The organism is Campylobacter mucosalis, from assembly GCF_013372205.1.
Taxonomy (GTDB): domain Bacteria; phylum Campylobacterota; class Campylobacteria; order Campylobacterales; family Campylobacteraceae; genus Campylobacter_A; species Campylobacter_A mucosalis.
In genome coordinates, this window is sequence record NZ_CP053831.1 from 1,739,452 (window position 1) to 1,765,921 (window position 26,470).

At 37.5% G+C, this 26,470-nt stretch carries 33 protein-coding genes and 2 pseudogenes; 13 read left to right on the plus strand and 22 right to left on the minus strand.

Features of this window, described 5'->3' with window-relative positions; translation table 11 throughout:
- Positions 1 to 48: 48 nt before the first annotated feature.
- Complete coding sequence (locus CMCT_RS09485) at positions 49 to 627, plus strand: prepilin-type N-terminal cleavage/methylation domain-containing protein (protein ID WP_082198682.1); 579 nt, start codon at positions 49 to 51, stop codon at positions 625 to 627.
- Positions 628 to 652: 25 nt separating this feature from the next.
- On the opposite strand, the gene CMCT_RS09015 is transcribed toward CMCT_RS09485, so the two are convergent.
- Positions 653 to 1,447 carry an undecaprenyl-diphosphate phosphatase gene (locus CMCT_RS09015; protein ID WP_034970508.1) on the minus strand — a complete coding sequence of 265 codons (795 nt, stop codon included), beginning with the start codon at positions 1,445 to 1,447 and terminating at the stop codon, positions 653 to 655.
- A 180-nt stretch (positions 1,448 to 1,627) separates the two neighbouring features.
- Here CMCT_RS09015 and CMCT_RS09020 point away from each other — a divergent pair, with 180 nt between their 5' ends.
- From CMCT_RS09020 to CMCT_RS09040, 5 genes are all read left to right on the plus strand, one after another.
- Entirely contained in the window at positions 1,628 to 1,876 is a 249-nt protein-coding gene (locus CMCT_RS09020) for a hypothetical protein (RefSeq protein ID WP_169753385.1), read from the plus strand.
- Positions 1,877 to 2,052: 176 nt separating this feature from the next.
- Positions 2,053 to 2,253 (plus strand): DNA methyltransferase, encoded by a 201-nt coding sequence (locus tag CMCT_RS09025; protein ID WP_034970512.1) that lies wholly within the window; start codon positions 2,053 to 2,055, stop codon positions 2,251 to 2,253.
- A 15-nt stretch (positions 2,254 to 2,268) separates the two neighbouring features.
- Complete coding sequence (locus CMCT_RS09380; RefSeq protein WP_425321206.1) at positions 2,269 to 2,631, plus strand: Eco57I restriction-modification methylase domain-containing protein; 363 nt, start codon at positions 2,269 to 2,271, stop codon at positions 2,629 to 2,631.
- A 216-nt stretch (positions 2,632 to 2,847) separates the two neighbouring features.
- Positions 2,848 to 3,084, plus strand: coding sequence for a hypothetical protein (locus tag CMCT_RS09035; RefSeq protein ID WP_176324944.1), 237 nt, complete (start codon positions 2,848 to 2,850; stop codon positions 3,082 to 3,084).
- Between the two features lie 152 nt (positions 3,085 to 3,236).
- Positions 3,237 to 3,470, plus strand: a complete 234-nt coding sequence (locus CMCT_RS09040; RefSeq protein ID WP_034970519.1) for a hypothetical protein — start codon at positions 3,237 to 3,239, stop codon at positions 3,468 to 3,470.
- Between the two features lie 32 nt (positions 3,471 to 3,502).
- Here CMCT_RS09040 and CMCT_RS09635 read toward each other — a convergent pair whose 3' ends face one another.
- From CMCT_RS09635 to CMCT_RS09075, 7 genes and pseudogenes are all read right to left on the minus strand, one after another.
- Positions 3,503 to 4,426, minus strand: a complete 924-nt coding sequence (locus CMCT_RS09635) for a methyl-accepting chemotaxis protein (protein ID WP_425321207.1) — start codon at positions 4,424 to 4,426, stop codon at positions 3,503 to 3,505.
- A gap of 297 nt (positions 4,427 to 4,723) precedes the next feature.
- Positions 4,724 to 5,494: pseudogene (locus CMCT_RS09640) on the minus strand (cache domain-containing protein); the annotation flags it as partial.
- 269 nt (positions 5,495 to 5,763) lie between these two features.
- Complete coding sequence (tkt, locus tag CMCT_RS09055) at positions 5,764 to 7,719, minus strand: transketolase (protein WP_034970483.1); 1,956 nt, start codon at positions 7,717 to 7,719, stop codon at positions 5,764 to 5,766.
- Positions 7,720 to 7,805: 86 nt separating this feature from the next.
- A complete protein-coding gene (locus CMCT_RS09060) occupies positions 7,806 to 8,654 on the minus strand; it encodes a polyprenyl synthetase family protein (RefSeq protein WP_034970481.1) in 849 nt (282 codons plus the stop codon).
- Positions 8,651 to 9,778 carry a DUF7488 domain-containing protein gene (locus CMCT_RS09065; protein WP_034970478.1) on the minus strand — a complete coding sequence of 376 codons (1,128 nt, stop codon included), beginning with the start codon at positions 9,776 to 9,778 and terminating at the stop codon, positions 8,651 to 8,653. The genes CMCT_RS09060 and CMCT_RS09065 overlap by 4 nt, the downstream gene beginning before the upstream one ends.
- A gap of 12 nt (positions 9,779 to 9,790) precedes the next feature.
- Positions 9,791 to 10,111, minus strand: coding sequence for a YbaB/EbfC family nucleoid-associated protein (locus tag CMCT_RS09070; protein ID WP_034970476.1), 321 nt, complete (start codon positions 10,109 to 10,111; stop codon positions 9,791 to 9,793).
- A gap of 35 nt (positions 10,112 to 10,146) precedes the next feature.
- Entirely contained in the window at positions 10,147 to 13,254 is a 3,108-nt protein-coding gene (locus CMCT_RS09075; protein WP_051654950.1) for a S8 family serine peptidase, read from the minus strand.
- Positions 13,255 to 13,386: 132 nt separating this feature from the next.
- Between CMCT_RS09075 and infA the strand changes: the two genes are divergently transcribed.
- The 7 genes from infA (at position 13,387) to rplQ (ending at position 16,849) form a co-directional block, all read left to right on the plus strand.
- Positions 13,387 to 13,605 carry a translation initiation factor IF-1 gene (gene infA, locus CMCT_RS09080; RefSeq protein WP_005869854.1) on the plus strand — a complete coding sequence of 73 codons (219 nt, stop codon included), beginning with the start codon at positions 13,387 to 13,389 and terminating at the stop codon, positions 13,603 to 13,605.
- Between the two features lie 296 nt (positions 13,606 to 13,901).
- Positions 13,902 to 14,015, plus strand: a complete 114-nt coding sequence (rpmJ, locus tag CMCT_RS09085) for a 50S ribosomal protein L36 (protein ID WP_034970474.1) — start codon at positions 13,902 to 13,904, stop codon at positions 14,013 to 14,015.
- 3 nt (positions 14,016 to 14,018) lie between these two features.
- A complete protein-coding gene (rpsM, locus tag CMCT_RS09090) occupies positions 14,019 to 14,387 on the plus strand; it encodes a 30S ribosomal protein S13 (RefSeq protein WP_034970471.1) in 369 nt (122 codons plus the stop codon).
- A 13-nt stretch (positions 14,388 to 14,400) separates the two neighbouring features.
- Positions 14,401 to 14,793, plus strand: coding sequence for a 30S ribosomal protein S11 (gene rpsK, locus CMCT_RS09095; RefSeq protein ID WP_034970470.1), 393 nt, complete (start codon positions 14,401 to 14,403; stop codon positions 14,791 to 14,793).
- 26 nt (positions 14,794 to 14,819) lie between these two features.
- Complete coding sequence (rpsD, locus tag CMCT_RS09100; RefSeq protein ID WP_169753375.1) at positions 14,820 to 15,446, plus strand: 30S ribosomal protein S4; 627 nt, start codon at positions 14,820 to 14,822, stop codon at positions 15,444 to 15,446.
- Positions 15,447 to 15,460: 14 nt separating this feature from the next.
- The gene (locus CMCT_RS09105) at positions 15,461 to 16,477 is read left to right on the plus strand and encodes a DNA-directed RNA polymerase subunit alpha (protein ID WP_034970465.1); all 1,017 of its coding nucleotides are present in this window, start codon (positions 15,461 to 15,463) and stop codon (positions 16,475 to 16,477) included.
- Between the two features lie 15 nt (positions 16,478 to 16,492).
- Positions 16,493 to 16,849: a 50S ribosomal protein L17 gene (rplQ, locus tag CMCT_RS09110; RefSeq protein WP_034970464.1), complete on the plus strand. Its 357-nt coding sequence runs from the start codon at positions 16,493 to 16,495 to the stop codon at positions 16,847 to 16,849.
- A gap of 37 nt (positions 16,850 to 16,886) precedes the next feature.
- Here rplQ and CMCT_RS09115 read toward each other — a convergent pair whose 3' ends face one another.
- The 14 genes and pseudogenes from CMCT_RS09115 to CMCT_RS09180 all read right to left on the minus strand — a co-directional run bounded on the left by CMCT_RS09115 (position 16,887) and on the right by CMCT_RS09180 (position 26,466).
- Entirely contained in the window at positions 16,887 to 17,336 is a 450-nt protein-coding gene (locus tag CMCT_RS09115; protein WP_082198681.1) for a formate/nitrite transporter family protein, read from the minus strand.
- Positions 17,335 to 17,421 (minus strand): annotated as a pseudogene (locus CMCT_RS09500) (4Fe-4S binding protein); the annotation flags it as partial. The pseudogene CMCT_RS09500 and the gene CMCT_RS09115, both read right to left, overlap by 2 nt.
- Positions 17,422 to 17,664: 243 nt before the next feature.
- A complete protein-coding gene (locus CMCT_RS09125) occupies positions 17,665 to 19,716 on the minus strand; it encodes an MMPL family transporter (RefSeq protein ID WP_034970461.1) in 2,052 nt (683 codons plus the stop codon).
- Complete coding sequence (locus CMCT_RS09130) at positions 19,713 to 20,228, minus strand: LolA family protein (protein ID WP_034970459.1); 516 nt, start codon at positions 20,226 to 20,228, stop codon at positions 19,713 to 19,715. Before CMCT_RS09130 ends, CMCT_RS09125 begins: the two co-directional genes overlap by 4 nt.
- Positions 20,218 to 20,625, minus strand: coding sequence for an acyl-CoA thioesterase (locus CMCT_RS09135; protein WP_034970457.1), 408 nt, complete (start codon positions 20,623 to 20,625; stop codon positions 20,218 to 20,220). Before CMCT_RS09135 ends, CMCT_RS09130 begins: the two co-directional genes overlap by 11 nt.
- Complete coding sequence (locus tag CMCT_RS09140) at positions 20,622 to 21,512, minus strand: lysophospholipid acyltransferase family protein (protein WP_051654949.1); 891 nt, start codon at positions 21,510 to 21,512, stop codon at positions 20,622 to 20,624. The genes CMCT_RS09135 and CMCT_RS09140 overlap by 4 nt, the downstream gene beginning before the upstream one ends.
- The gene (locus tag CMCT_RS09145) at positions 21,505 to 22,215 is read right to left on the minus strand and encodes a glycosyltransferase family 2 protein (RefSeq protein WP_051654948.1); all 711 of its coding nucleotides are present in this window, start codon (positions 22,213 to 22,215) and stop codon (positions 21,505 to 21,507) included. The genes CMCT_RS09140 and CMCT_RS09145 overlap by 8 nt, the downstream gene beginning before the upstream one ends.
- Positions 22,203 to 23,702 carry an AMP-binding protein gene (locus CMCT_RS09150; protein ID WP_051654947.1) on the minus strand — a complete coding sequence of 500 codons (1,500 nt, stop codon included), beginning with the start codon at positions 23,700 to 23,702 and terminating at the stop codon, positions 22,203 to 22,205. Before CMCT_RS09150 ends, CMCT_RS09145 begins: the two co-directional genes overlap by 13 nt.
- Positions 23,699 to 24,202, minus strand: coding sequence for a COG4648 family protein (locus tag CMCT_RS09155; protein WP_217903841.1), 504 nt, complete (start codon positions 24,200 to 24,202; stop codon positions 23,699 to 23,701). The genes CMCT_RS09150 and CMCT_RS09155 overlap by 4 nt, the downstream gene beginning before the upstream one ends.
- Entirely contained in the window at positions 24,192 to 24,440 is a 249-nt protein-coding gene (locus CMCT_RS09160) for an acyl carrier protein (RefSeq protein ID WP_034970451.1), read from the minus strand. Before CMCT_RS09160 ends, CMCT_RS09155 begins: the two co-directional genes overlap by 11 nt.
- On the minus strand, positions 24,427 to 24,684 hold the full coding sequence (locus CMCT_RS09165) for a phosphopantetheine-binding protein (RefSeq protein ID WP_034970449.1): 258 nt from the start codon (positions 24,682 to 24,684) through the stop codon (positions 24,427 to 24,429). Before CMCT_RS09165 ends, CMCT_RS09160 begins: the two co-directional genes overlap by 14 nt.
- Positions 24,681 to 25,415: a lysophospholipid acyltransferase family protein gene (locus tag CMCT_RS09170; protein ID WP_176325122.1), complete on the minus strand. Its 735-nt coding sequence runs from the start codon at positions 25,413 to 25,415 to the stop codon at positions 24,681 to 24,683. Before CMCT_RS09170 ends, CMCT_RS09165 begins: the two co-directional genes overlap by 4 nt.
- Positions 25,403 to 26,020, minus strand: coding sequence for a beta-ketoacyl synthase chain length factor (locus tag CMCT_RS09175; protein ID WP_051654946.1), 618 nt, complete (start codon positions 26,018 to 26,020; stop codon positions 25,403 to 25,405). The genes CMCT_RS09170 and CMCT_RS09175 overlap by 13 nt, the downstream gene beginning before the upstream one ends.
- Positions 26,017 to 26,466 (minus strand): hypothetical protein, encoded by a 450-nt coding sequence (locus tag CMCT_RS09180; protein WP_034970447.1) that lies wholly within the window; start codon positions 26,464 to 26,466, stop codon positions 26,017 to 26,019. Before CMCT_RS09180 ends, CMCT_RS09175 begins: the two co-directional genes overlap by 4 nt.
- Positions 26,467 to 26,470 lie beyond the last annotated feature (4 nt).

Sequence of the window (26,470 nt, forward strand, 5' to 3'; positions counted from 1 at the left end):
TCGGCATTCTCCACATAAATGTATGTGAGTATTTTCAAAGGAGCTCTTATGAGAAGAGGTTTTACAATGATAGAACTTATCTTTGTCATCGTTATTTTAGGCATTTTAGCTGTTGTTGCTGTGCCTAGACTAGCTGCGGTTAGGGATGATGCAGAGGTAGCTAAGGTGGCAAATAACCTAACAACGCTGATAAAAGACATCAAGTCTTACTATCTGTTGCAAGGGAGTTTGGCTGATAACTTTTCAGGTATGACCGATGTTAAGCTAGAACTTGCTAGCAACAACCAAGCAGGAGCCGGAGGGAGTGATAGAGCATCAAACCCAAGCAATGCGCCTCAGCCTAGCAGAGGAAGCGCACAATCAACAACTCTAGAAGCAGAGATGAGTGCTGCTGGTAAAAAATGCCTGAAACTCACTCTAAATAATATAAACATAACTACACTAAAACCAGCTACATTGAAAGTGGAAGCTGGTACTGATGCCACGGATCCACTATGTGTTAAGATACTAGCAAGTGCGGTTGTTAAAAACATAACCGAATCATCTTTTTCTTACATAGGTAAAGATGGCAATCCTACTCCAGTAACAAGCGAAGTACTTATCAGCGGTTTAGGTATTAGACAATAAATTTAGCTCCACATCGGAGCTAAATTTACAAAAACCACCACAGCAAAAACACACCCAAAATCAAACGATAGATCACAAATGGCGTTAGGCTCATTTTTGAGATTAGGCTCATAAAGAGTTTTACGCAGATATACGCACTCAGTGCACTTACAGCCACACCAAGAGCAAGGTCGCCCCAAGCGATATGCGTATCCATTTTAACAAGCTTAATGGCTTCAAGCCCACCAGCAAGTAAGATGATAGGGATTGAGAGCAAAAACGAAAAATCAGCGCTTGTAACACGAGAAAACCCAAGCAACAAAGCCATACTCATCGTAACCCCAGAGCGTGAAACGCCCGGTATCAGCGCTAGTGCCTGAGCTAGTCCGATGATAAGGGCGATTTTTATCGTGATATCCGCCTCGCCCTTTGTGCCACCTTTGCGGTCAGCCACCCACAAAATCACGCCAAAAATAATAGTCATTAAAGCAATGACAACCGCTGAGCGAGCGTAAATTTCAATAAAATTATTTAGCAACAAGCCAAAAATTCCAGCCGGAATCGTCCCAAACCCTACAGCCCATACAAGTGTGCTTTCTCCGACTGCTTTTCGCGTCTTTATAGAGCTAAAAAAATCGCCTAAGAGCTTTAAAATTCTATCTTTAAAATAGAGCAAAATGGCAATTAAAGTGCCTAAATGCACGGCAACATCAAAGGCAAGACCTTGATCGCCCCAGCCTAAAATTTCAGGCACCAGCACCAAATGAGCCGAGCTTGAAACCGGCAAAAACTCGCTAATGCCCTGCACTAACGCCAAAACGATAATTTGCAAAGTATCCATTAAAATCCTTAAAATTTCTGGCTATTTTACTAAAAAAATACATATTTTAATTTAAAATCCGTTAAAATGCCAAACTAAAATTTCAAAGCCTATCAGGCAAAAAAGCCGACGCCGTCATCACGCTAAATGGGGGGGGGTAGACGCTAAAATCATTGGCGTCATTGAGCTAAAAGACCGCCTTTGAGAGCTTTGATCTTTTTAACCTTACAAAGCGTGATTTTATCAAGCTTCACACGAAACGGCGTTAGCTTTAAAATCTGCAAAAATAACCAAAACACCGACAAATCCTTGCTTTTAAGCCTAACATCAAAGCTTTGCGACCGCTTTATCTTTATCCTTTTTGCCGAGGATAGAGGGCTTTTACGGCTAAAAACGATAGCCGAGATAGAAAAGGAGTTTTTGGAGCAAAAATTTGCTTTAACGCCATAAACGAGGGCAGCCACAAACTAGAACTTTTTGCGAGCGATGAAAGGTTTGATAGCCTAAAAATAGATGATTGTGTTTTAAAGGCGCAGTTTTTAAGCGACATTAGCGAGATAAAGGGCAAAAAGCCAAACAAAGATGAACTAAAAACGCTTGAAAGCATAAACGCTTACAGGGAATTTTTGCCAAATCTTAAAATCCTTGACCCAGCTTGTGGGAGCGGTGCGTTTTTAAACAAGGCGTTGGAATTTTTAATCAACGAACACAGGATTATTAAAAACGCTTTGCATAATTTTAAAGACATAACCCTGCTAAATTTCACAGAAACGACTATTTTAGAGCATAACCTTTATGGCGTTGATATAAACGCCGATGCTGCCTAGATAGCCAAACTCTCAATTTGGCTAAAAACCGCAAAAAAGGGCAGGGCTTTAACCAATCTAAGCGATAAAATCATCACGGCAAACTCGCTTTTAAATTTCCCATTTGATTTTAAATTTGACGTGGTGATTGGTAATCCGCCCTACGTAAGGCAAGAGAGCATTAAAGATATAAAGCCAAAGCTTAGCGAAATTTACAGCGTCTATAACGGTACGGCGGATCTTTTTGTCTATTTTTACGAGCTTGGTATAAAATCGCTTAAAAATGGCGAAAATTTGCGTGAGTTTATATTAAACAACACTCAAATCACAGACAGAGTGGGATATAAATATCTATCTTGGAATTTTAACAGGGCTAAACGAAGCCTTTATCATAGATGAGAAGACAAAAGATGAAATTTTAAACTCCTGCCTTAGCATTGATGAGAAAAACCGCACAAAAGAGCTTATCAAGCCGATTTTAAGAGGGCGCGATATAAAAAGATATAGCTATGATTTAATAAATTTAAACCAGCCCTTTCAAAGCGAACTGATAAAGGCAAAACGCCTTATAATTTACGAAATTGCGCGTATTTGGCGGAATTTGATGTTGTTGCAATGTTTTTCAAACTTTATTATTTTGGTGGTGGACTTGGCGAAAGTGTGAGATATCTTAAAGAAAATATACAAAATTTACCTATCCCAAAAATATCCGCCGAGCAAGAAAAAGAGTTTGAAATTTTAGTAGATGAGATTATTGATTTAAAATCGCAAAATAAGAAATTTAAAAGGCATTTTGATAAATTAAACGCCGCTAACAAAATAGAGATAAGCGACAAAATAGAACAAAACTAAAAAAGAGTAGATGAAATTTCAAATGAAATTGACGCAAAAGTCTTTGAAATTTACAGCTTAACCGATGATGAAATAAAGCTGATTTTAAGCGATCTCAACAGCCAACAGCACAAATAGCTAAAATCCTACTTGCCCTAGCCACCGCTGGGGCAATGCAAGAAAAAATCATCACCGCCTTTAAAACCGAATTTGATAAAATCACAAATCAAAAAACGCAAAAATACGCCCATAAAATTTTCTTTCCAGCCATTATGGTTTCACAGCCTTGCTTTATCGTTACCGATAAGATTTTTTATGCAATGCGTGAGTGGTACATGGGTGGCAGGATTAGTGGGGAGTTAAATGATAATGAGATAGGGCTAATCACTTGCAAATTGTTTGCGTGAGTTTAGCAAAAAAAGGGGCTCTCACCCCTTTATTAAAATTTCTTTTTTCTTACGTCAGCGACGATTGCCTTTGCCATATCATCAACTTCGGCAGTTACTTCATTTGTGCGGTTTGCTACGCCGACATTTGCACGAGTTAGGTTATCAATTTGAGCCACGCTTTGATTTATCATATTTATGCCGTCAGCTTGTTCTTTGATTGATTCACTCATTTCGTTGATACTTTGTGCTAGGACGTTGGTATTTACCTCTATTTCGCCAAGGCTTTTTTGTGTGCGTTCAGCTAGTTTTCGCACCTCATCAGCTACGACTGCAAAGCCCCTGCCGTGCTCGCCAGCACGTGCTGCTTCAATAGCAGCATTTAGTGCAAGAAGATTTGTTTGGTCTGCTATATCACGGATTATTGTGATGATGTTTTTGATTTCTTCTGACTGGCGGATTACGTCTTGTGTTTTTTGGCTGATTGCACTCATTGAGCTTGACATTTGCTCCACAGCGGCTGCACTTTCTTGCAGGCTGTTTGCTTGTGAATTTGCGCCGTCGGTTAGCTCTTTCATAGAGTCACTTAGTATCTGAGCTTTTTGTTCTAGAATTTCAGCTTTGTCTAGGTTGTCACGGAGCATATTTGAAATTTCAATACCAAGTTGGTTTATACCACTTGCCATTGTGCCATTATCATCAAGTCTAGCTGTAAAGTCTGAACGTTTATAACTCTCAAGGAGTTTTAATACCTCTTGTCCATCTTTAGATATTGCTTTGCTTAGTCCCTCTTGAAGATCAATGAATGCAGATTTTAGTCTGTTTAGTGCAGGGTTTATCGTCTGTGCATTTAGGGTTGCTGTGAAATTTCCGTCTTTGATACTATTTACAAGAGTATTAGCGTCAGCTATGAAAGCATTTTGCTCGGATAGGTTTTGTTCGATTTGTTTGATGTTTTCATTGATTAGATTTGCCATTACACCAAATTCATCTTGTGAAGCTACATTTATTTTTACTGGCTCTTTTGTTTCGTAGTTTAGAAATTTAAAAAATGCGTTTAAGCCGTTTGTGATATTGCCAAGCGGTTTAAGAAAATAATTGATAGCAAAAATCAAAACACCAAGTATAACAACTATAAACACAATTGAAAACACGCTCTGTTCTGTTAAAAGGCTGTTTAATATAGGGTCATAATCAGATACGGAATTTGCCGAGCATATCAGCCAGTTTGGCAGTGGATAAAGCTCGCACGCACCTATCCTATCAACGCCGTTTTGGTTTTTAAAATAGTAGGCACTTTGGCTATCTCTTTTAAAATTTTCTATCATTGTTTGGGCGATATTTTTTATGGCTCTATCTTGGGACATAATGGTCGTTTTGTCGGTGTTATAAATCATATCTGCGTTATCTACGCCAACAATAAAAATAGAGCCAGTCTTTGAATCAATCATCTTTACAATGTTTTCATCAATGCTATCTAGCGAGATATTAACAGCGACAACGCCGATATTTTTGCCATTTATATTAACAGGTTTTGCGACACTTATGCTGTATTTACCAGTGGTTTTTGTAAGATATGGGTCGGTAAAAACCAAGCCATTTTTTGACATAGCCTTTTTAAACCAGCCATGAGTTCTAGCATCAAAGTCATCTTTTTGCGGGGTTAGATGAACGACTTCTATGCTTTTATCAGGTCTTTCTATGGCGTCATAAAATTCGCCATTATCTGCAAAACCTATGTAAAGCTCGGCGACATCAACAGCCAAGGCTGAGACTAAAAGCTCGTTTTTTAGTCTCTCTTTGTCATCTAGGATTTGTGGGTTTGATTCAATCCACTTTACAAAATTTTCAACAGCATACAACCTAGACCCAAAGACCTCTTGCGCGTAGATATTCACTGCAACAGACGATAATTGTTTGCCATTTTCAGATATATTCAAAATAGTATTTTTACTATTTGAATAGCTAAACATAGCAAACAGACCAAACGAAATCGTAAGCATAATTACGATGATTACGGCTATTTTGTTTGAAACCTTTCTCATTTTTCTCCTTTTTTTTGGTTCAAAAAAGCCATTATACCCCCCCCATTTTTAAAAAATGATTAAATTTCTGTTAAATATTTTTATGACTGAGGGTGTGAGGTGTGGCTGTGACTTTTTATATTTTACTGGATTGTTGAGTAAATTTTGGTATAAAATTGTCTAAATTGAACCTATATCATAAAGATGGCAACATCGATTTAACTCTAGATAATTTTTATTAATAAAGAGATCTTGAGATAGGGCTATTAACGCCCTAATCTCGTGCTAATTTAACTCAAATTAGCCTTTACAAAATCGGCAATTTTTTCTGCTGTAAAGCCAAAATGCTCAAACAACGCCTCCGCCTTGCCACTCTCGCCAAAGCTACTCATACCATAAACAATGTCGGCAAATTTATACCACTCAAAAGCACTTGCGGCTTCAACGGCGATTTTTAGGCTGTGTTTAGGCAAAATTTTGTGCGTGTAGCTCTCATCTTGCTTACACAAAAGCTCAAAGCAAGGGGCTGAAACTACGCTCACGCCGATATCTTCACGCTCTAAAATTTCTGCTGCTTTTAAGCAAACGCCGACCTCACTACCACTTGCGATTAGTGTTACGTGTGGGGCTTTTCCAGTGCTTGCAGCACGGCTTAAAATTTCAGTATCAACTTCGCTTTGTTTAATTAAATAAGCACCATTTTTAACATCGCCAAAAACGGCATTTGGCAGTGGCTCAAGCCCCTGACGAGACAATACAAAACCACTTGGAGCGTTTAAATTTAATGCTACTTGCCAACATTTTACATTTTCTACGCCGTCAGCTGGGCGAAACGTGTAGAAATTTGGCATAGCACGAAACTGCGATAGTTGCTCTATTGGCTGATGAGTTGGTCCATCCTCGCCAACGCCGATACTATCGTGCGTGAATATAAAAAAGTGCTTAACGCCCATAAGCGCAGCAACTCTTGCACTTGGCTTTAAATAGTCGCTAAAAATGAAAAATGTCGCACTAAACGGCAAGAAAAGTCCGTATCTAGCAAAGGCGTTGTTTATGGCTGCCATTGCGTGTTCTCTGATACCAAAGTGGATATTTCTGCCGTTTGGGAAGTCGCCCATATTTTTAAGCTCGGTTTTGTTTGACGGTGCAAGATCAGCTGAGCCTCCGATAAAGCCAGGAATCGCCGTTGCTATGGCGTTTATGATAGCTCCGTTACTATCGCGTGTGGCTACCTTTTTGCCGCTAAAATCAGGATACGAAATTTTGCTAAAATCTGGATTTAAGAGTGCGTTTAGAAGTTTTTTACCATCATCGTTTAAATTCTCAAGCTGTTTTTGCCACAACTTCTCGCTCAAATCGCCCTTTTCAACCGCCGCTCTAAAACGCAAAAGCACATCATCGCTAATGTGAAATTTCAGCTCAGAATCAAACCCAGCCTGAGCCTTAGCCTGTGCTATCACGTCCTCGCCAAGCGGTGCACCGTGGCTGTGATGAGAGCCTTCAAGCTTACCAGCACCCTTTGCAATGCTTGTTTTTGCGATGATTAGGTATGGTTTTTCTTTGTTTTTAACCTCGTTTAGGGCAAACTCAATCTGGTCATAATCGTGTCCGTCAATACGTGCAACCTCCCAGCCCTGAGCCTCAAACCTGGCCTTGACATCCTCGCTCCAAGCTATACTCGTATCGCCCTCAATCGTGATATTGTTTGAGTCATAAATTAGCACCAAGTTATCAAGCTTTAAATTTCCAGCGATTGAACATGCCTCGTAGCTTATACCCTCTTCTAAATCGCCGTCCCCACAAAGGCAATAAACCTTGTGATTTATCAGCTCATTTTCTGGCGTGTTTAGCAAATTTGCTGCAAATTTGGCTGCCATTGCAAAGCCAACAGCGTTTGCCACACCTTGTCCGAGCGGACCAGTTGCTATCTCAACGCCCGGTGTGTGAATTTCAGGATGTCCGGCTGTCTTTGAGCCTAGTTGGCGAAAATTTTTAAGTTCATCAAGGCTTAAATCATAACCGCTTAAATGCAAAAAGCTATATACCAAACTACTTGCGTGTCCGCCTGAAAATACGAGCCTATCGCGATTTAGCCAGTTTGGATTTTTTGGATTGTGGTTTAAAAACTGGCTTAAAACCACCATAATGTCGGCTAGTCCCATAGGAGCACCCGGATGTCCGCTGTTTGCCTTTTGTACCATATCGGCACACAAAAATCTAATGGTATCGGCTTGTTTTTTTAGCATTTTTTACCCTTTTAAAAATTTTACCGATTTTACTACAAAACGGCTTAAATTTAAAAAGCGTTGCAAATTCTAAAGATAAAATTTTGCTATTTTAAGTGTTTTTCAGTAAGCTCTAAAACTACGTTACTAACGCTATTTGGTAGCTGTTTTAGGCGGTTTTGTATGTTATGGATTAGCTCATTTTTCGCATTTATCGCACCGCTAATGCCTAGTAAATTTGTAAATGAGTTTTTAACGCCGTCATTATGCACTGGCTTTCCAGCTTCGCTCTCGTCGCTAGTCGCGTCAATTATGTCATCTTGAATCTGAAACGCTAGACCCAAATCAAGTCCAATCTCATAAATTTCATCGCACATTTTCTCATCACACTCAGCGATCACAGCACCCATTTTTAGACTTGCGGCGATTAGTTTTGCAGTTTTATGAGTGTGTAGGAATTTTAGCTCATCAAGCGTGAGTGGTTTTTTCTCAAAAAAGCAGTCAATGGCTTGACCCAGCACCATACCGCTAGCGCCGCCATTTTGGCTTAAAATTTCAACGCATTTAATGCGAATTTCACTACTTAAATTGGCACGAGAAATCTCATAAAAAGCGTGAGTGTTTAGTGCGTCGCCTACCAAAACCGCCGTGACCTCGTCGTATCTTACGTGAAGTGTCGGCACACCACGCCTAAGCGAAGCATTATCCATCACTGGCAAATCATCGTGGATTAGCGAGTATGTGTGAAGTAGCTCAACGCCAAGTGCCACACGCATTGAATCAGCTAAATTTTGCGGTTTTAAAGCATTAACAACGCCAAGTAAAAGCAAAGCGCGAAAGTGCTTACCACCGGCTTTTAGCATATCACTTAAAGCACTTTCATAATGCGGATGAAAACTAGGAGCAGTCGGTAAATTTTCGTTTAAAAATTTTACAAAATCCCCATACAAACTCACTTAACAACCTTTGCAAAAAAGTTAAAGTCGTTACGAGTAAAAAGTAGTATAAACGCCCCATTTTTAGGTAAATTCTCATATAAATTTTTACGATTTTTTACCACTTTTCTCTCTATTTGTAAAATTTTATCGCCAATTTGTATTCCAAACTCTTGAGCCGGTGTGTCATCAAGCACCTTTGTAACATACAAATTCTTATCAATCGTAATGCCATAATCCTTTAAAAGCTGTTCGCCATCATCAACCTCAACAGCCTCTTCAATCGCGTTAAACAAGCCCTTTATATCGACTTTTGTTTGATTGTGTTCAACTTGAGTCGCATTTTCATCTAAACTTCCGCTTTGTATCTTTGCTACCTCGCCTGAAACTGGCGTATAAACTTTCATCTCTTCGCCATCACGCCTTATCCTAAACTCGACAAATGAACCCTTTGGAGCAAATAAAATCGCCTCATTTATCTGCCTTAAACTATACGGAGTTTCCCCATTTACGGCTAGAATTTGATCTCCTGCCATCAAAATTTTACCCCGACCGATAGGGTCAGAGCTTTGTACGAAAAATCCCTTATCATTTTGTGTAAAAACAACGCCTATATCGCCATAATAAACATCATCATAAGCCGCAAAATGCTTTAGATAGCGGTTTGGTATGAACTTATCTGAGCCAATAACTATGCCAAGCATTCCACAACAAGCAGAGTTTAACTCGCCTGTAACGTTACTTTCAAAGCTAAGTGTATCAAAATCGCCCAAATTTACGCCAAGCGACTTTATATGCCCCATTACCGTGTTGTTTGAGTCGCTTATGACGCCAACCCACGTGCTTTTTTTAACTTGCATTTCATCTGTTTCATCCATTACTTTAACTGGTGGCTCTAGCGTCACGCTTGACTTTACCAGATAAAGCCCCAAATACGGGTCAAATTTCACATAATCATTTATCTTTGTTTTGGCATTTTTTGGGACAGCTATCAAATTAGGAGTGATAGCAACGCCAAAATTTCCATTTACTGACACTATTGAGGATTTGTTTTTCAGATAACAAGCGTAAAAATCATCTTGTGTGGGTCTAGGCTCTGCTACCAAAAAAACCGCTAAGCATACAAATAAAACTATCTTTTTCAAGTGATTTCCTTATTAAAATTTTAATCCGCCAAGTCCGCCCAAGCCACCAAGCATCTGTGACGCCATCGCCTTTTTATCATCCTCCACCATTTTTAAAACGTCATTAACCCCGCTAATTAATAAAATTTGCAAACTTTCCTTATCATCAAGCAAACTATCATCAATGTTAATATCTAAAATTTCGCCCTTGCCGTTTGCCTTAACGCTAATCAAACCACCACCGCTTTTAGCTCCAAATTCCTTGTTTTCACGCTCTTTTTCTATCTCAGCAGCTTTTTGCTGTGCTTGATTTAGCACTTCGCCCATTTTAGAAAAATCAAAATTTTCAAACATAAATTTACCCTTTAAATTTTCCAAATTATATTTAATTAAAATTTATACCTTGCTGATACATTCAAATTTTGTGATTTTGCGTCCTTGCTTGTGTTAAAGGCATAACTACTAAATACCCCAAAACTAGGCGTAAATGAGTAGCCCACGCCAAAATTTAGCCCCACTTGGTTTTTAGCGACATTTATGCCTTTTATCGTTATATCGCTGTTGCCACCAACGAATTTTGCCTTAAAGTCAAAGTCGGCATTTGGCGTGTAAATGTATGTAAGTGCGGCGTTAAAACTGAAATTTTGTGCGTTAAAATTTGCCCTAACTCCGCTTAAATATGAGCTAATGTCGTTTGAAGTTTTATCGCTTTTAATGCCAAAATTTTGCCCCTCATCAATGCTGTTTTGTCTAAACATATTTAGCTCGTAAGCTAAAAACGGCTTAAAAAAGCCAAATCTATATCCAGCCTCGGCGTAGATATTATAAATTTTGCCCTTTTGTTTTACGTTTATTTGCGAGCCGTTATCGGCGATGATTAGGTTTCGTTTGACACTGTTTTCTATCCAAGTAACGCCAGTGCCAAAAAGCGTGTAAAAGTCGCTAAAACCGGCTTTTGCATATAAATTTACGCCGTTTGTTGTGATTTTTGAGTTACCAGCAAGATTAGTAAATTCTGACTTGATCTCGCCACGATTTAAATTAACGCCAAATTTAAAATCATCAACACTTTTATCAACGCCAACGCTTGTTAAATGGCTCTTTGTATCGCCACTGGCAAAGCCCTGTTTTGAAATTTCATATCGGTTGTAGTCATAACTGCTATAAAATCCGCTCTCATCGCTAAACGCACGAGTTGCCATTTTTTGGCTTATTTGGTGGTTTTGATTTAGCAGGGCGTTTTGGCTTGAAGCGTAAATTTCAGCAGAGAGAGTTTGTAGGGTTTGAGTTAATGCAAATGGCGTCGCTGTGATGATAGAAAGGGCGTTTGTGGCTAATGGACTGCTGGAATTTGTGGCGACTTCGTTTAGAGCAGTATCAAGGTTATTTGCCGTATTTAGCGAACTTGTCGTGCTAAATGCTATCGCTCTTGCTACGTAATTTGTGCTGTTTCTTGTGAATTTTACCTTGACTTGGTTATTTTCAGATTTTAGTTCATCAATCTTAATATACGGATTTATATAGTCTGAAATGGTGTAATAATCGCTGTAATTTGTTAATTTTTGAGCTGTTAAAATCGTCTTTGTCTGTTCGCCCTGTGTTGGCACTTTTTGGACGTCGTTTATATGGGCTAAAATGCGAGAATTCCCCATATCTGCCGTGCCTGTTACTTCAAGCTGGGCGGTGTTTATGTCAATGGCTGTGCGTGAATTTGCTCCTGCTTTGTAGTTGCCATTTATCGTTAGCCCCTGTCCGAATACTTCAAGTGAGCCGTTGTTTGTGAGTGTGTAATTGTTGTTATCGCCGATTGTGACTTTTTTGCTCTCATTTTGTGCTGTGAGTGTGCCGTTTTGATTTATCGTGACCTTTGAGCTTGTGAGTGCATTTTCAATCTGCAAACGACCGCCTTCTATTATCGTATCGCCAGTGTAGGAATTTGAGCCAGTAAAGTATAAAATGCCAGTGCCTTTTTTCTTAAAGCCAGCGTCGCCAGTTATGTCGTTAGCAAAGGTTAAGCGATCTTTTTCTTTGTAGTTTCGGTAGTCAAAGTCGGCTACTACGAAATTTTTCTCATCATCAGTTAAAAGGCGTTTATCAAACCTAGCTGGACCTTTTAAAGCCCTTGTTTGATTTAAAACGCCCCAGCCGACATCATCTCGTGGCTCGGTCGTTACCTTATCGCCTTGCCCAAGCTGGTTTGCCGTTGAGAGTATGCTTTGAACGACTAAATGATTACTCATCCAAGGGAATTTCTCCCAAACATTTGCAGCTGCCGCCGATACTACCGGTGCGGCAAATGAGGTGCCTTGCGTATCAACTTGATGATTAAAAAGCGAGTGTTCGCCGTGAGAAGCTATACCCCAAAATTTAGCCAAAGGTCCAAGCTTATTTGCGTAAGGCATTTTAGACCTATCGCCCCAATTAACCGAAGTAACGGCGATAAAACCGCGTTTTGCCTTTGGGAAAACGACAGGATAATGCGACTGAGTTGAGGCATAATGTGCTCTTTTTGGGTGGTCTACACCCTCGTTACCAACAGCAAATACAAAAATGCTGTCACTTGCCGCCTTTTGCCCTACAAATTGGTCGGTTGGCGTAGCACCAAGCCTATTTCTCCAAACTTGCTCATTTGCATAATTATTCTCTTCAACGTTGCCACCCCAAGAGTTATTAAAAATTCTAGCCCCATTGTTGTAAGCGGCCTCAAAATGGATATTTTGTGCGATTACGTTGCTTTGAGTATTATCGGTCGTGTAGCCATAAATTGGCGAAGTTTTGTTGTAGCTTGCTATTACTCCTGCTGCCATTGTACCGTGAGATTTATTTGAGCCTTTTGCCTGATAATTTGTACCGACATTTAAGCGAAGTCTTGAAGTGCCGTCATCATAATTAAAGGCATTAAAAGTGTCGCCCTTATCTGAAAAATCGGTGTCAATAACCGAAATTTTCATAATTTTATTCTCATCATTTGCCGTGTCAGTTAAATTTGTGCGTAAATTTTCTACGTTTTTAGGCGTTGGTAAATTTTGCGGTGGTTGTGGTGTGATTTGATTGCTGTTTGGTGGAGTTTGGTTTGTGGTGCCACCACTTGGCGGAGTTATGGCACCACCTTGATTATTTGGTTGTGTCGTGTTACCCCCCCCCGTGCCTGAATTACTGCTATTTGTTGGTGGATTTATTGGCTGTGAGTTGCCACTTGAATTATTACTAGAACCGCCATTATTACTTGGTGGTTGTGTGTTGCCACCGGTATTATTTAATCCACCATTATTGCCATTATTTGGCGGTGTTGATTGATTATTATTTGGTGGTGGCGTGATTGGCTGTGATATTGGCTGGACTGGCCTACTTACACTACCAGGTAACACACCTGGGACGTTGGGAGTGGTGGTAACAGGCGCTGACGGACCCCCACCGCCTCCACCGCCTCCACCTCCGCAGGCAGTTAGACTTAGCGCGATTAACGCAACTTGAGAATATTTAAAAGCCCCTTTCATACTTTATCCTTGTTTGTAAATATCCTAATTAATAAAAATTATTAATGGATTGTATCAAATTTAATCTTTTTTAAATTTAAAATGACATATAATCAACGCTTTAAAAATTTATATACAATAAAGAGGTCTTTAATGGCTAAAGATGATGTAATCGAGATTGATGGAAACGTGATTGAAGCACTTCCTAACGCTACTTTTAAGGTTGAGCTTGACAATAAACACGTGATCTTATGTCACATTGCTGGTAAAATGAGAATGCACTACATAAAAATAATGCCAGGCGACAGAGTAAAGGTAGAGTTGACGCCTTATAGCCTTGATAAAGGTCGTATAACTTATCGCTACAAATAATCTTGCCTCTTTTTATACTTTGTTGGAATTTAAAAATTAATACTCACATACTCTGTGATGCTCCGTTTAATTTTTAAATTCCGCCTCGTCTAAACAAAGAAATACCACATAGACGCGTAAAATTTTAATTAAGCTACAAATAATAAATTTTTGGGTAAAATCCCTGCTTTGCAACAAAGCTGTATGAAGAACTATTTTTAAAATTTCTCACTTTATTTTAAAAATCGTTGGTTTGGGACTTTCGCCAAACCTGTATGCAGTTTGCTAAAAAGTGAAATAAATTTTTAGGAGACACAATGAAAGTTCGTCCTTCTGTAAAGAAGATGTGTGACAAGTGCAAAGTTGTCAAACGCCAAGGTGTTGTTCGTATTATCTGCGAAAATCCAAAACATAAGCAAAGACAAGGATAAGCGATGGCACGTATAGCAGGTGTAGATTTACCAAACAAAAAGAGAATAGAGTATGGCTTAACATACATCTATGGCATAGGTCTTTACAAATCACGTCAAATTCTTGACGCTGTTGGTATCTCTTATGACAAGAGAGTTCACGAATTAAGTGAAGACGAGGCTGCGGCTATCCGCAAAGAGATCCAAGAAAATCACGTAGTTGAAGGTGATCTAAGAAAACAAGTTGCTATGGATATAAAAGCACTTATGGACTTAGGTAGCTATCGTGGTCTTCGCCACAGAAAAGGTCTTCCTGTTCGCGGTCAAAAGACTAAGACAAACGCTAGAACTCGTAAGGGCAAGCGTAAAACAGTCGGTGCAGCGACTAAGTAATAAAGGATAGACAATGGCAAAAAGAAAAATCGTAAAGAAAAAAGTCGTTAGAAAAAGTATAGCCAAAGGTATCGTTTATATTAGTGCATCATTTAACAACACTATGGTAACCGTTACCGATGAGATGGGAAATGCGATAGCGTGGAGCAGTGCTGGTGGTCTTGGCTTTAAAGGTAGTAAAAAATCAACTCCTTATGCAGCACAACAAGCTGTTGAGGACGCATTAAGCAAGGCAAAAGAGCACGGCATAAAAGAGGTCGGCATTAAGGTTCAAGGTCCGGGCAGCGGACGTGAAACAGCGGTTAAGAGTGTAGGTGCAGTAGAGGGCATAAAGGTAACTTTCCTTAAAGATATAACTCCACTTGCTCACAATGGTTGCAGACCACCAAAACGCCGCCGCGTCTAATGAAGTAAGAATTTAGGAGAATTATTATGGCTAGATATAGAGGACCTGTTGAAAAATTAGAAAGACGTCTTGGTGTATCTCTTGCATTAAAGGGCGAGAGAAGATTAGCTGGTAAGAGTGCGCTTGATAAACGCCCATTTGCACCAGGTCAGCACGGACAAAGAAGAGCAAAAATAAGCGAATACGGCTTACAACTACGTGAAAAACAAAAAGCTAAATTTATGTATGGTGTAAGCGAGAAGCAGTTTAGCCGTCTATTTGCAGAGGCTGCACGTAGAGAGGGTAACACTGGTGCCTTGCTTGTTCAGCTATTAGAGCAAAGACTTGATAACGTAGTTTATAGAATGGGCTTTGCGACAACTCGTCGTTTTGCACGTCAGCTTGTAACTCACGGACACATTTTAGTAAATGGCAAAAGGGTTGATATCCCATCTTACAGAGTTGAGCCGGGTGCTAAAATTGAGATTATTGAGAAGTCAAAAAATAACCCACAAATCGTTCGTGCAGTTGATTTAACAGCACAAACTGGTATAGTTGGTTGGGTTGATGTTGAAAAAGATAAGAAATTTGGAATTTTCACAAGAAATCCAGAAAGAGAAGAGGTTATCATTCCAATCGAGGAAAGATTTATAGTAGAGCTTTACTCAAAATAATAAAGGATATAATGATGAGAAAAATTACTACATCAGCTTATATGCCTACCGAGATAAAAGTTGAAAGTATCAGCGAAAACGTAGCTAAGATAACAGCATATCCTTTTGAAACTGGCTATGCTGTGACTTTGGCTCACCCACTACGCCGTTTGCTTTATACAAGCACGGTTGGTTTTGCTCCAACTGGCGTAAAAATACAGGGTGTAAGCCACGAGTTTGATAGTATGCGCGGTATGCTTGAGGACGTAACTCTATTTATCATAAATCTTAAAAATATACGTTTTAAGCTAAAAAATGATAGCGAAAGTGAAATCGTTGAGTATAGCTTTAAAGGACCAAAAGAGATAAAAGGCTCTGATCTTAGCAACGATATAGTAGAGATAGTCAATCCCGACGCATATCTTGCTACTATAAATGAAGATGCTGAGCTAAATTTTAGCCTTATCATACAAAAAGGTATAGGTTATGTCTCTAGCGAGGATTTAAGAGATAGCGTAGATGAAAGCTATATAGCACTTGACGCATTTTTTACACCTGTTAAAAAAGCAGTTTACGAGATCGAAAATATCCTAGTAGAAGACAACCCAGACTTTGAAAAGATTGTATTTACAGTTACAACAGACGGCCAAGTTGGTCCAATAGAGGCTTTTAAGCACTCTTTGGAAGCCATGTATCAACAAATGTCAGTATTTAAAGGCGTTTTAGATATCGATGTAAACGCTCCACTCCCAAGCCAAAATTTAAGTGGCGAACACTCTAAGCTTTTTGCTAGTGTTGAGGATTTAAATTTGAGCGCTAGAAGCTTTAACTGCATCGATAAGGCTGAGATTAGATTTATAGGCGAACTTGCCTTAATGGACGAAAATGAGCTAAAAGATCTAAAAAATCTCGGTAAAAAATCTCTTGATGAGATAAAAGCTGTTATGGAAGAGATCGGATATCCTATTGGTTCTGATGTCTTAAAAGACAGCAAAGATCAGCTAAAAAAGAAGATAGCTGAGCTAAAGTCACAAATGAGTGCAAAAGAATAAAACAAGGATCAGCAAATGAGACATAAACACGGATATAGAAAACTTGGCAGAACCTCATCTCACCGCTCTGCTTTGCTTAAAAATTTAGCAATTGCAATCATAAAAAGCGGTAAGATAGAGACAACTTTGCCAAAAGCAAAAGAGTTAAGAAGCTATATTGAAAAGCTTATTACAAGGGCTAGAAAGGGCGATTTTAACGCTCATAGAGCTGTTTTTGCTAATTTACAAGATAAAGAGAGCACAAACAAGCTTGTAACAGAAGTAGCACCAAAATTTGCAAATCGCAATGGTGGTTATACTCGTATCATCAAAACTCGCATTCGCCGTGGCGACGCTGCCGAAATGGCTTATATAGAGCTAGTTAGCGAGTAAAATTTAGGGGCGATTGCCCCTTTTTTTTAGTATTAAATCAATCCTTTTTCATCTCAAATTTATTTGCCATAAAGCCGACAAGTCCTACAAAGAATAGACCGCCAACTATATTGCCAAGCGTTACTGGAATGAGATTTTTTACAAAAAAGCTTCCTACGTTTAGAGAATTTAGTCCATCAACACTACTGTGAACTAAGTGAGCAAGTGCATTCATATCGCCACCAACTTCAGCTAAATAGTGAGCTTTAGCGATAAGACCTGATGTGATGATGAACATATTTGCAACGCAGTGCTCCATAGAACAAGCCACAAACGCAGCTATCATCCACAAAATAGCAAAGAATTTGCCAGTTAAATTGCTCTCGCTAGTAGCCGTCCAAACAGCCATACAAACAAAAACGTTACAAAAAATTCCGCGTATAAAAAGCTCGTGAAATGGTGCTGTAACCTTGCCAACACTTGCTGATACAAAATTAGCTCCCGCCATAAGCACTCTTAAAACAGGCTGCCATACAAGTGGCACAGCCTATGCAACGCTTATGGTCAGCGATAACAAATTTATGCTGTTTCATAAATCCTCCTTGTTGCCTTTTTATGAAATTGTTTAGCGATTTTATGAAATTTTGAAAATTTTGTCTGTCAGATAGCTGACATTTTTGTATTTTTTTATATAATTTTTTTATTTTATATTTTTATAAGATATAATATTAATGGCTATATTTAGGGATTTTAAAATTTTAAATTTTATTTTATTGGGTAAATTTTTGAATTTTACTTTGTTTTTACCATATATTCTTAAGTTTTATAAGTAGTTTTTATTTATACTTAGAGCTAAGTATAAAAGCACATAGCATATTTAAAAAAATCGCCACACAAACACTAGCTCCAAAGCTAAAAACAGCGTGTGTTTGACTCATACAAAGCACACCAAAGCTAAAAATGCTAGTGATCCCAGCCACGCTAATGCCAAAAATTTTATCCTTACTAGACGCCTCTTTTAGGGCAAAAAGTAGATAATCAACCCCAACAGCACTTGCTAAAATCACGCCAAAAACCACAAAAATATTAATATCTAAAAAGAGCAAAAATATCGTAAGAGTAACGATGCTAACGCCAAAAATAAGCCCCGTTAAAACCAAAGCCCTTTTTAAATCAAATACAAAATAGAGCAAAATAAAGGCAAGTGCTATGCCAAGTAATTTTAAGCAAAGGGCGTTTATTTTAACGGCTGTGAGATTTTCATTTATCATCTGTGTTAAATCATAAAATTTAAGCCCATTTTGGGATAAAATTTCATCAAATTTTGCCCTATCTTTTATCTCGTTTACAACTATGTAATTTGGATTTTCAAAGAAAAAGCTAAAATTTTTTAAAATTTTAAGATTTTTTAACTCACTCTCATTTAAGATGACTAGTGTGTCTATCTCGCTTTTTATCTCGTCATTAAAGTCGCTAAAATGCAAGCTTTTAAGCTTTTGCTTTATTAACTCTTGTCTGTTTGGCTCGTTTATAAAACCATAAAGATAGCTGATGTTTGCTACCTTGCTAAGAGTGGTTAAATCTGGATTAACATTTTGTGTAAAAACCAGCCTTAAATCGCTTTTTACACCGCTAATTTTTGATAGCTTTTGTGCGTCGCTAATTAGCTCTTTTGGCGAACTAGCATAGTTTCTAACATCATCTTTAAAATCTGCAAAACCAAATAAAATAAGGCAAACCAGCACTAATAAAACCGCATAAAATGGGCTAAATTTTAACTTAACAAAGAAATTCTCACTTTTAAGTAGTAAATTTTCTATGAAATTTACATTTTTAAACTTGGTGCCGTCAAAAATTTTTGGGATTAAAAAATATGAGATTAAGAACGAACCAAAAAGCCCAAATACGCTAAAAATGGCAATTTGATGCAAAAAATTCATAGGCGAGAGTAAAAATAGCAAATAACCGCTAGTTGTGATTAAGAGTGCTAGTAAAAATAGCCTTTTTAGCTTAAAAACGCTACTTGCATTTATAGTTTTTTCACGCTCCAAACCAAGCCAACCACAGCTAAAATCAAGCATAAGCCCAACCAAGCTCGTGCTAATAACAATCACCAAAATATGGACATTTTCAAAAAATAAAAATGAACCGCTAAGCCCACAAACAAAGCCAAAAATTGGTGCTAAAAATATAAAAAATATCTTAAAACTACAAAACATTGTAAGCAAAAACGCAACGCACAAAATCACGCCGACAACGCCCATAACAGCACTCTCTTTTACGCCCTGCGTCTTACCAAATGCACTAAAAATAGCACCACCACTAACGATAGCGCCGTCGTTTTTTAGCACTTTATAAGCCTTTAAAAGCTCGTTTTGATCGTAGTTATCTTTTAGCGTGGCTTTTGCATAGATAAAATCATCAGCCCTTAAAAACCCTGTTTTTGTATCTATTTTGATATTTGAGCCCAAATTTAAAATACTAGCAAAATTTAAAAGCCCCAAAATATCATCTTTTAAACCCAAAAGCCCACCATTTATGGGCGAGTAGATATTTTTAATGACTAGATTTTTAAACTCATCATCTATCTCGCCCTTAAAAAGTGCTAGTTTTGCCAGTTTTAGCTCGTTTTGTAGCTCATCTAAATTCTCTATTTTGTAAAAAATTTCACTAAAAATTTTAAAATTTTCTAGTTTTTTTAAACTTGCTTCATCTTTAACAAGTATATTAATCTCATTTGCCAAATTATCGTTTAATGCCTTAAATACGGCATTTTGGCTAATGTTTAAGAAGCTAAAAATATCGTTATTTACCCTGTGAAAATTAAAACCCACATAAAAGCACAAAAGCAAAAAAATGAAACTAAAAATGGCTAATGTTTTTTTCATCTTATGCTAAATTCGTTTATTGTTTCATCACCATTTATTTCGGTTAAAACTATCTTTTTAACGTAGTTTGTGCCAAAAATTTCAATACTCTTAAAGATTTTTGATATTAGATAGCCTTTTGGTGTTAAGCTAACCTGCCAGTTCTCTTTTGTGCCGACTAAATTTATATCAAACTCGGGTTTTAACGCGTCTATATTTAAATTTATGATGTTTAATAAAAGCGTTATATCAGCACTTTTGCTCTCTTTTTGCCACTGGTTATTTTGCATAACAAACACGCCATTTTCATCTACTTTAACGCTACTAAAAACTGGTTTTAGCGTCGTCATAACAAACTGGCTCTTTTTAATACTAAACTCGCCACTGCTAAAAATCGCCCTTTTAAATCCAGTGATATTTTTTGTCTGATTAAAATCTCCGCTAACATCGTTTTTAACGATATTTTTAAGCTCATAAATATCAAAACAAAATGCGATTTTAATCATTAAAAATAGTAAAATTTTAACTCTCATATTTTGCCTTTAACGCCTCATAAAATCCGCTTGGTAGCTCAAACATCGTAAGGCGTTTTTTGATATCAACACAAGCTTGTGTGGTGTTTGCAATGCTTAAAATTTCATCATCTTTTCGCACTTCATACTCTAATTTTAACATAGTTGTAGCGTCTTTTAAGCGAACCAAAATGCTAATCTCATCGCCAAAAAATATCGGTTTAATGTATTTAACATCAAGTTTTACAACTGGCAAAACAAAGCCTTCGTCCCTAAAATTTGTATAATCATAGCCAATATGCCTTAAAAACGCACACCTAGCCGCTTCAAAAAATTTAATATAGTTGCCGTGCCAAACCACGTCCATACTATCAACGTCATAAAACTCAACTCTAATTTTATGCAAAAACTCTATCATTTAACACCCCAAAAATCAAAAAAATTAAACCATAAATGCGGATATTTTTTACACATAATTGCAAGTTTATCAGCATAAATTTGAGCGTATTTATCTGTGTTTTTGCTTCTATCAAGCACCACTTCATCGGCGATATGCTCAAATGTTAGCTCATAATTTTTGCCATTTTTTATCGCCCAAAACGTACTAAGTTTTGTCTTTAAAAGGTGTGCTAAAAAATACGCCCCAGCACCTATCTCGCACTCACGCCCTAAGAGTTTTACTCTTGCGTTTTTATCGCCATTTACCACCGCTCTATCGCCCATAATGCCGATATGTCCGCCACTATCAATAATCTCTTTGATTTTTAGCATTGTAGCCATATCAAGCTCACCAACTTCAAGCATTTTAACTGGCACTTTGCTAACTTCATTTAAAATTTTAAAAAACTCGCTTGAATGCTTTGTATACATTAAAATCGTGATATCTAAATTTGCAACTTCATTTGAGATAGCCCTTGCAATATCTATGTTTCCAAAGTGACTAACTAAAAGCACCCTGCCCTTTTTATCGTTTAAAAACTCGTTTCTTATCTCGTTTGGGTTTGTTAAAATTATCTCTTTTTTGCCTATCTTGCCTTGCCAAACGCGAAATTTATCGCAAATCGATATAGCAAAATGGTAAAAATTCCAAAACGCCCATTTTGGCTTTACACCATTTTGTGATATCAAATGAAGGTAAAATTTTATGTTCTCACGCTCATTTTTACACGTCAAATAATAGATAAAACTAACTAAAAAAACGATAGGCGTTAGCAAAATTTTAGGCGTAAAAGCTACTAAAAATAGCGTGATTTTAAGAAGCGTTCTACCTGCTTTTTCTCTTTGCAAATGCCAAGAATTAGCCACCTATTAGCCTTTTAAATATAAATTTTGGCAAAGCAAAAAAGTGCTTTGCGTGAGTTTTGCTAATTAAAATATTATCTTTAAACGCCCTAAAATGAGACACTCCGTCCTTTTCATATCTAACTGGCACATCAAACCATAAAATCTCAATCTCTGCCTTAAAAAGTAGATACAAAATATCTATATCAAAGTCCATTTTATCAGCTTTGCAGTGGTGTAAAATTTTACTTACAGCTTCTAGCGGATAGATACGAAGTCCGCACATAGCGTCTTTAATCCTTGCTCCAAGCGTGTTTATATAAACCCAAAAATTTGTGATTTTTCTGCCATAAAGCCTTGCTTTTGGAGCGTCTTTGCCGTAGATTGGATTGGCACAAATTAGTGCGTTTTGACGCTCTTTGCTAAGCGTTAAAAAACCACTTAAATACGAAACATCGTGCTGCATATCGGCATCTATTTGAAGTGCGTGCGTAAAGCCATTTTGTGCTAAAAATTTAAAGCCGTCCTTTACAGCAGCCCCCTTGCCCCCATTAGTTTTTCTATAAATTATCTTTGCATTTAGCGTCTTTAAAATCTCTTTATGCTCTTTATCTGAACCATCATCAACGATTAAAATTTCACACTCAAATTCGCTTAATCTCTTAATTAGTTTTGCCAAATTTTTGCTATGATTAAAATGCGGTATTAAAAAGGCTAATTTATACATATTCTACCACTTGCACTTGCCTTGTCATTTGCAAAAATATTAAAATAAAGCTTGTTATTTTTGATATTTAGCTCAAATTTTGCACTATCGCCGGGGCGTAAAAAGCCATTAAATTTCATAGCTTCAATTTTATTTGTGCTCGTTAAATCAAGTCTGAGTTCTTTTGCTAACTTATAAATACACTCAACTTGCACAAATCCAGGCACGAGTGGAAAATCCAAAAAATGTCCGTCAAAATAAAACAGCTCATAGCCAACAAACGCACTAAACACAGCGTTTGTCTCGCTTAAACTCTCTTGTTTAAACTCAAATTTATATCTTTTATTTAACAGCTCATCGGCTAAAATTTTAGGCAGTTTGCCCTGCTGATTTCGCTCTATTTTTGGGACTATTTTAAAATGCCTTATATTGTTTGCAAACTCAGCCCTTAAATCGCCTTTTAAAGCGTTGCTAACGGCTATTTTGCCGTCACTTCTAAATAGCTCTTTACCCTTGTTGCTTAGGCAAATTATCGCACTTATTCGCTCTTTTGTGTTGTTTGCTACGCACACGCAGTCATCTATAAGCTCGTTTGATAAAATAAGCCTCTCAACGCTATCAAGACTTATGCGTTTTTCATTTATCTTTACTATCCTATCGGCTCTGCCTAAAAGCGTGAGCTCATCGCCATTAACCAACGCCAAATCGCTTGTTTTAAAGCTCTCACACCAAGGCGAACTAACCACCAAAACATCATCTTTGGTGTTTAATTTAACACCGCTAATCGCCCTAAATCCGCTGTTTTTATCAAATGCTACAACGCCAGTTTCTGTGCTTCCATAGATATTTATGCAGGTTGTAAGGCTATTAATCTCATCTCTTAAATCATCATCAAGCCTTGCACCAGCACAAATTATGTTTTTAAGACCGCTTAAAAGCCCTTTTTTACTATTTTGTAAAAGTGCTTTTAAGATAGTTGGGGAGCTTATTAAAGTGCGGTTATTTAGCTCTTTTTCGTAGATAAACTCTGGATAATTTAGAAATTTTGGCTCTATTTTTGCACCTAAAATAAGCGGTAAGAAAATTTTAAACGTAAGTCCAAACATATGTTGGTGGCTAACACTTGCTAAAAACTCGCCACCAAACTCAAAGCTATCTTTAAGAGCCAAAGCCTCTGTTTTCATCTGATGAAGGGATTTTTCTATGAGCTTTGCCTCGCCACTGCTACCAGATGTTTTTAGATAAAATTTGGCGTCCTTGCTGATATTAAACTCACTTGGTTTATTTGATAAAATTTTGTTTAAATCATCAATAAAAAACCGATCATCATCACTGAAATTTGAGCTTAAAACAAGAGGCTTTAAATCAAGCGAAAGTGCCGCAAAAAACGCCACGATAAAGTCGCTACTATCTTCTAAATAAATTTTAACATCTTTAACGCCAAGTGCCTTTAAACCGCTAATTGCTAGGGCGATACGCTCTTTGTAATTTTCTAAAAACTCTATCATACCTTTAAAACAAATCTCCTATAAACTATCTCGCCAAAAAACAAAATTCCTATCAAAACATAGGATAAAAATCCGCTATAAAATGCCCACGCCTTATCGTTTAAAAATGCTAAAATAAGGCAGACTATAGCATTTATCGCAAAAAAACATATCCAAATTTTTGTAAGTTTGCGTGTATAAATACGCCCTTTTTCGTCTAAATTTGGCTCTTTTAAAAGTGCAAATTTTGTAATTATCGGCACATCTTTTAAACTTGCATAAAAAACGGCAAACATAAACATACTAATTATGATAGGATATGCAAATTTTAGCCCATCTAATGCAAAAATCAAAATAAAAAATACAGCCACAAAAAGCTCAAATTTCTCTTTTGAAAAGTAAAATTTCAAACCCCACAAAAAGGCTAAAATCAAAACAGTAATAGGCGTAAAATCCGCAAAAAATACAATCGTAAACGGGTAAAAAATCCCAAAAACGACAAGCAAAATTTTAACTATCACCAAGCTTTTTTGCTACCGCTTTTGCTATATCTTCAAGCGTTTTAACGTTTTTAAAATCCTCAGGCATTAAACGATATCCAGTCTGCTTTTTAACGTGATCAATCAGATCAACAGCGTCAATGCTATCAATGCCTAAATCCTCATAAATTAGGCTTTGTGGCGTTATCTTAGCCTCATCTATCTCAAAAAGTGTAATTAGTGCGTTTTTTAAAATTTCAAATATCTCATTTTGAGTCATTTTTGTTCTCCTTTATAAACTGGGCTAGGTTTGTAACGTTTGAAAATATCTGCTTTAAATTCTCATTTTTGCTATCAAGCACTATGCCATAACGCTTTGAGATGGCAAGTCCAAGCTCTAATGCATCAACGCTATCAAGCCCTAAGCCGTCATTAAAAAGCGGTGCGTTCTCGTCTATATCGCTTGGTCTAATGTCTGAAAGATTTAGGCTTTCAATTATAAACTCCTTAACCTCATCTATCATCTTAACTCCTTGTAAATTTTTAAAATCTCATCTTGTAAAAGTCTAACTCTAATCGGATCTGGTCTGTTTGCTAAAAAATCGCTCAAATTTAAGCTCGTTGTCGTTTTAAATTTGTAGCTAATGCACTCACTTGGCACACTAAACCAGCTCTCGTCTTTTCTAAGGCTTCGTGGCTTCATATCTATAACGACAGGCGTTAAAATTTTAGCCGCCTTAATCGCTATAAAAAATGGTGCTTTATGAAAAACAATCTCATCTTTTGTGCGAGTGCCCTCAGGAAATATCAGCAAACTTTCGCCGTTTTTTAAGGCATTTAGACTTTGCTCTAAGAGTTTTTCGTTATCCTCATTTGAGATATAACCACAAGCTTTTATAGCAAAGGCTAAAAAGATATTTTTACCAAGTTCGCCTTTTACAACGCAGTTTAAATTTTTAACACTACTTAAAAAGAATACAACATCAAGCAGTGACGGGTGGTTTGCGATGATGATCTCGCCACTTTTGCCTAAATTACTAGCGTTAAACTGGGCTTTTAAATAGCCACTAACCTTGCAAAGCCATATAAAAAAGCCCCAAGATAGTCTAACAAGCTCACGGCAAAATCTCTTCACAAGCTCAAATTTATTTAGCCCAAAAATCACAATCGGCATAAAAAGCAGATCACCAAAAAGACAGATAAGCCCAAAAGATGAGTATAAAAATGCCGCCCTTGTAATTCTTAATAGTTGCATTTATACTCCCATTTTAACGCTCCGTCAAAGCTATGCCACGCTCTGCTTTTGCCGTAATTTGATAAAAAGCAAACTTCGCTGTGATTTGGCGCTGTTTTATCAGGGCTAAATTTCAAACTAAAATCGCCCCCCTTTGTGATTAGCATACCAATAGCAACGGCAAATGGCTCTTCTTTGTAGTAATCTTTATTTGCGCCCTCAAAGTAGCTAATGACAAAAGCACGTTCAAATTTTAAAGCGTTTATTATCGCATACTCAACACTTGCCATTGCTGATATGGCAAATACTGGACTGGTATTTTTAGCATCAATGCTTAGCATAGCAGGTGTCGCATTTAAGACTGAGAGGCTAAAAGATGTGGGTGAAACCTCGCTTTTTAACGCACTAAGCAGATCAAGACAGCGGTTTGTTTCGCCAAGATACGAGCTAAAAATGATAGGCATATCTAGCTTAATCTGGCTTGTGATATCAACACAAAATTTAGCACACTGGCTTAATCTTCGGCGAGAGATAGGAGCGATACGCGAAATGTCAGGCTCACGCTCATACTCGCCACCGATATTAAAACTAATGGCTCTAAAATCTGAGATATTAAATCTTATCACTTTGCGATATCGCCTTTTAAGGCTACGCCACTCATTAGATTGCCAATGGCACACTCATACTCAGTCGTGCTTTTAAACTCTTGCTTTTTAAAGTAGCTTACTAAATTTACAACCTTGTTTGCACCCTCTTGCTTGGCACTATCAGCAAAGCTTACAAGTGCTAAGATAAAGGCTCTCTGGCAAGACTCTTCGTTGCTTTTGCCAACGCCATTTGTCTTTTTGTTTAAAACTAGACCTTTTTTGACAACCTTGCCTTGTGAAGCACCAAAGACAAATTTGACGTCGCTTGGTAGCTTCTCTTTTGCAAGTTGCGAGTTTAACGCGTCTGCGATAGAGTAGCGGGCAATAGCATTTGAGCCGTCTGATCTTACGACTTTTGACTTGTCAGACACACCACAACCTACAAAAAACACAACTGCCATAGCAGTAACTAAAACTTTTTTCATTTTT

Bases quoted from the DNA above. Each gene is read 5' to 3' on its own strand.
- CMCT_RS09485 (WP_082198682.1), top strand. From the start codon at position 49: ATGAGAAGAGGTTTTACAATGATAGAACTTATCTTTGTCATCGTTATT.
- CMCT_RS09015 (WP_034970508.1), bottom strand. From the start codon at position 1,447: ATGGATACTTTGCAAATTATCGTTTTGGCGTTAGTGCAGGGCATTAGC.
- CMCT_RS09035 (WP_176324944.1), top strand. From the start codon at position 2,848: ATGTTTTTCAAACTTTATTATTTTGGTGGTGGACTTGGCGAAAGTGTG.
- CMCT_RS09040 (WP_034970519.1), top strand. From the start codon at position 3,237: ATGCAAGAAAAAATCATCACCGCCTTTAAAACCGAATTTGATAAAATC.
- CMCT_RS09635 (WP_425321207.1), bottom strand. From the start codon at position 4,426: ATGGCAAATCTAATCAATGAAAACATCAAACAAATCGAACAAAACCTA.
- tkt (WP_034970483.1), bottom strand. From the start codon at position 7,719: ATGCTAAAAAAACAAGCCGATACCATTAGATTTTTGTGTGCCGATATG.
- CMCT_RS09070 (WP_034970476.1), bottom strand. From the start codon at position 10,111: ATGTTTGAAAATTTTGATTTTTCTAAAATGGGCGAAGTGCTAAATCAA.
- CMCT_RS09075 (WP_051654950.1), bottom strand. From the start codon at position 13,254: ATGAAAGGGGCTTTTAAATATTCTCAAGTTGCGTTAATCGCGCTAAGT.
- infA (WP_005869854.1), top strand. From the start codon at position 13,387: ATGGCTAAAGATGATGTAATCGAGATTGATGGAAACGTGATTGAAGCA.
- rpmJ (WP_034970474.1), top strand. From the start codon at position 13,902: ATGAAAGTTCGTCCTTCTGTAAAGAAGATGTGTGACAAGTGCAAAGTT.
- rpsM (WP_034970471.1), top strand. From the start codon at position 14,019: ATGGCACGTATAGCAGGTGTAGATTTACCAAACAAAAAGAGAATAGAG.
- rpsK (WP_034970470.1), top strand. From the start codon at position 14,401: ATGGCAAAAAGAAAAATCGTAAAGAAAAAAGTCGTTAGAAAAAGTATA.
- rpsD (WP_169753375.1), top strand. From the start codon at position 14,820: ATGGCTAGATATAGAGGACCTGTTGAAAAATTAGAAAGACGTCTTGGT.
- CMCT_RS09105 (WP_034970465.1), top strand. From the start codon at position 15,461: ATGAGAAAAATTACTACATCAGCTTATATGCCTACCGAGATAAAAGTT.
- rplQ (WP_034970464.1), top strand. From the start codon at position 16,493: ATGAGACATAAACACGGATATAGAAAACTTGGCAGAACCTCATCTCAC.
- CMCT_RS09115 (WP_082198681.1), bottom strand. From the start codon at position 17,336: ATGGCGGGAGCTAATTTTGTATCAGCAAGTGTTGGCAAGGTTACAGCA.
- CMCT_RS09125 (WP_034970461.1), bottom strand. From the start codon at position 19,716: ATGAAAAAAACATTAGCCATTTTTAGTTTCATTTTTTTGCTTTTGTGC.
- CMCT_RS09130 (WP_034970459.1), bottom strand. From the start codon at position 20,228: ATGAGAGTTAAAATTTTACTATTTTTAATGATTAAAATCGCATTTTGT.
- CMCT_RS09135 (WP_034970457.1), bottom strand. From the start codon at position 20,625: ATGATAGAGTTTTTGCATAAAATTAGAGTTGAGTTTTATGACGTTGAT.
- CMCT_RS09145 (WP_051654948.1), bottom strand. From the start codon at position 22,215: ATGTATAAATTAGCCTTTTTAATACCGCATTTTAATCATAGCAAAAAT.
- CMCT_RS09150 (WP_051654947.1), bottom strand. From the start codon at position 23,702: ATGATAGAGTTTTTAGAAAATTACAAAGAGCGTATCGCCCTAGCAATT.
- CMCT_RS09160 (WP_034970451.1), bottom strand. From the start codon at position 24,440: ATGACTCAAAATGAGATATTTGAAATTTTAAAAAACGCACTAATTACA.
- CMCT_RS09165 (WP_034970449.1), bottom strand. From the start codon at position 24,684: ATGATAGATGAGGTTAAGGAGTTTATAATTGAAAGCCTAAATCTTTCA.
- CMCT_RS09170 (WP_176325122.1), bottom strand. From the start codon at position 25,415: ATGCAACTATTAAGAATTACAAGGGCGGCATTTTTATACTCATCTTTT.
- CMCT_RS09180 (WP_034970447.1), bottom strand. From the start codon at position 26,466: ATGAAAAAAGTTTTAGTTACTGCTATGGCAGTTGTGTTTTTTGTAGGT.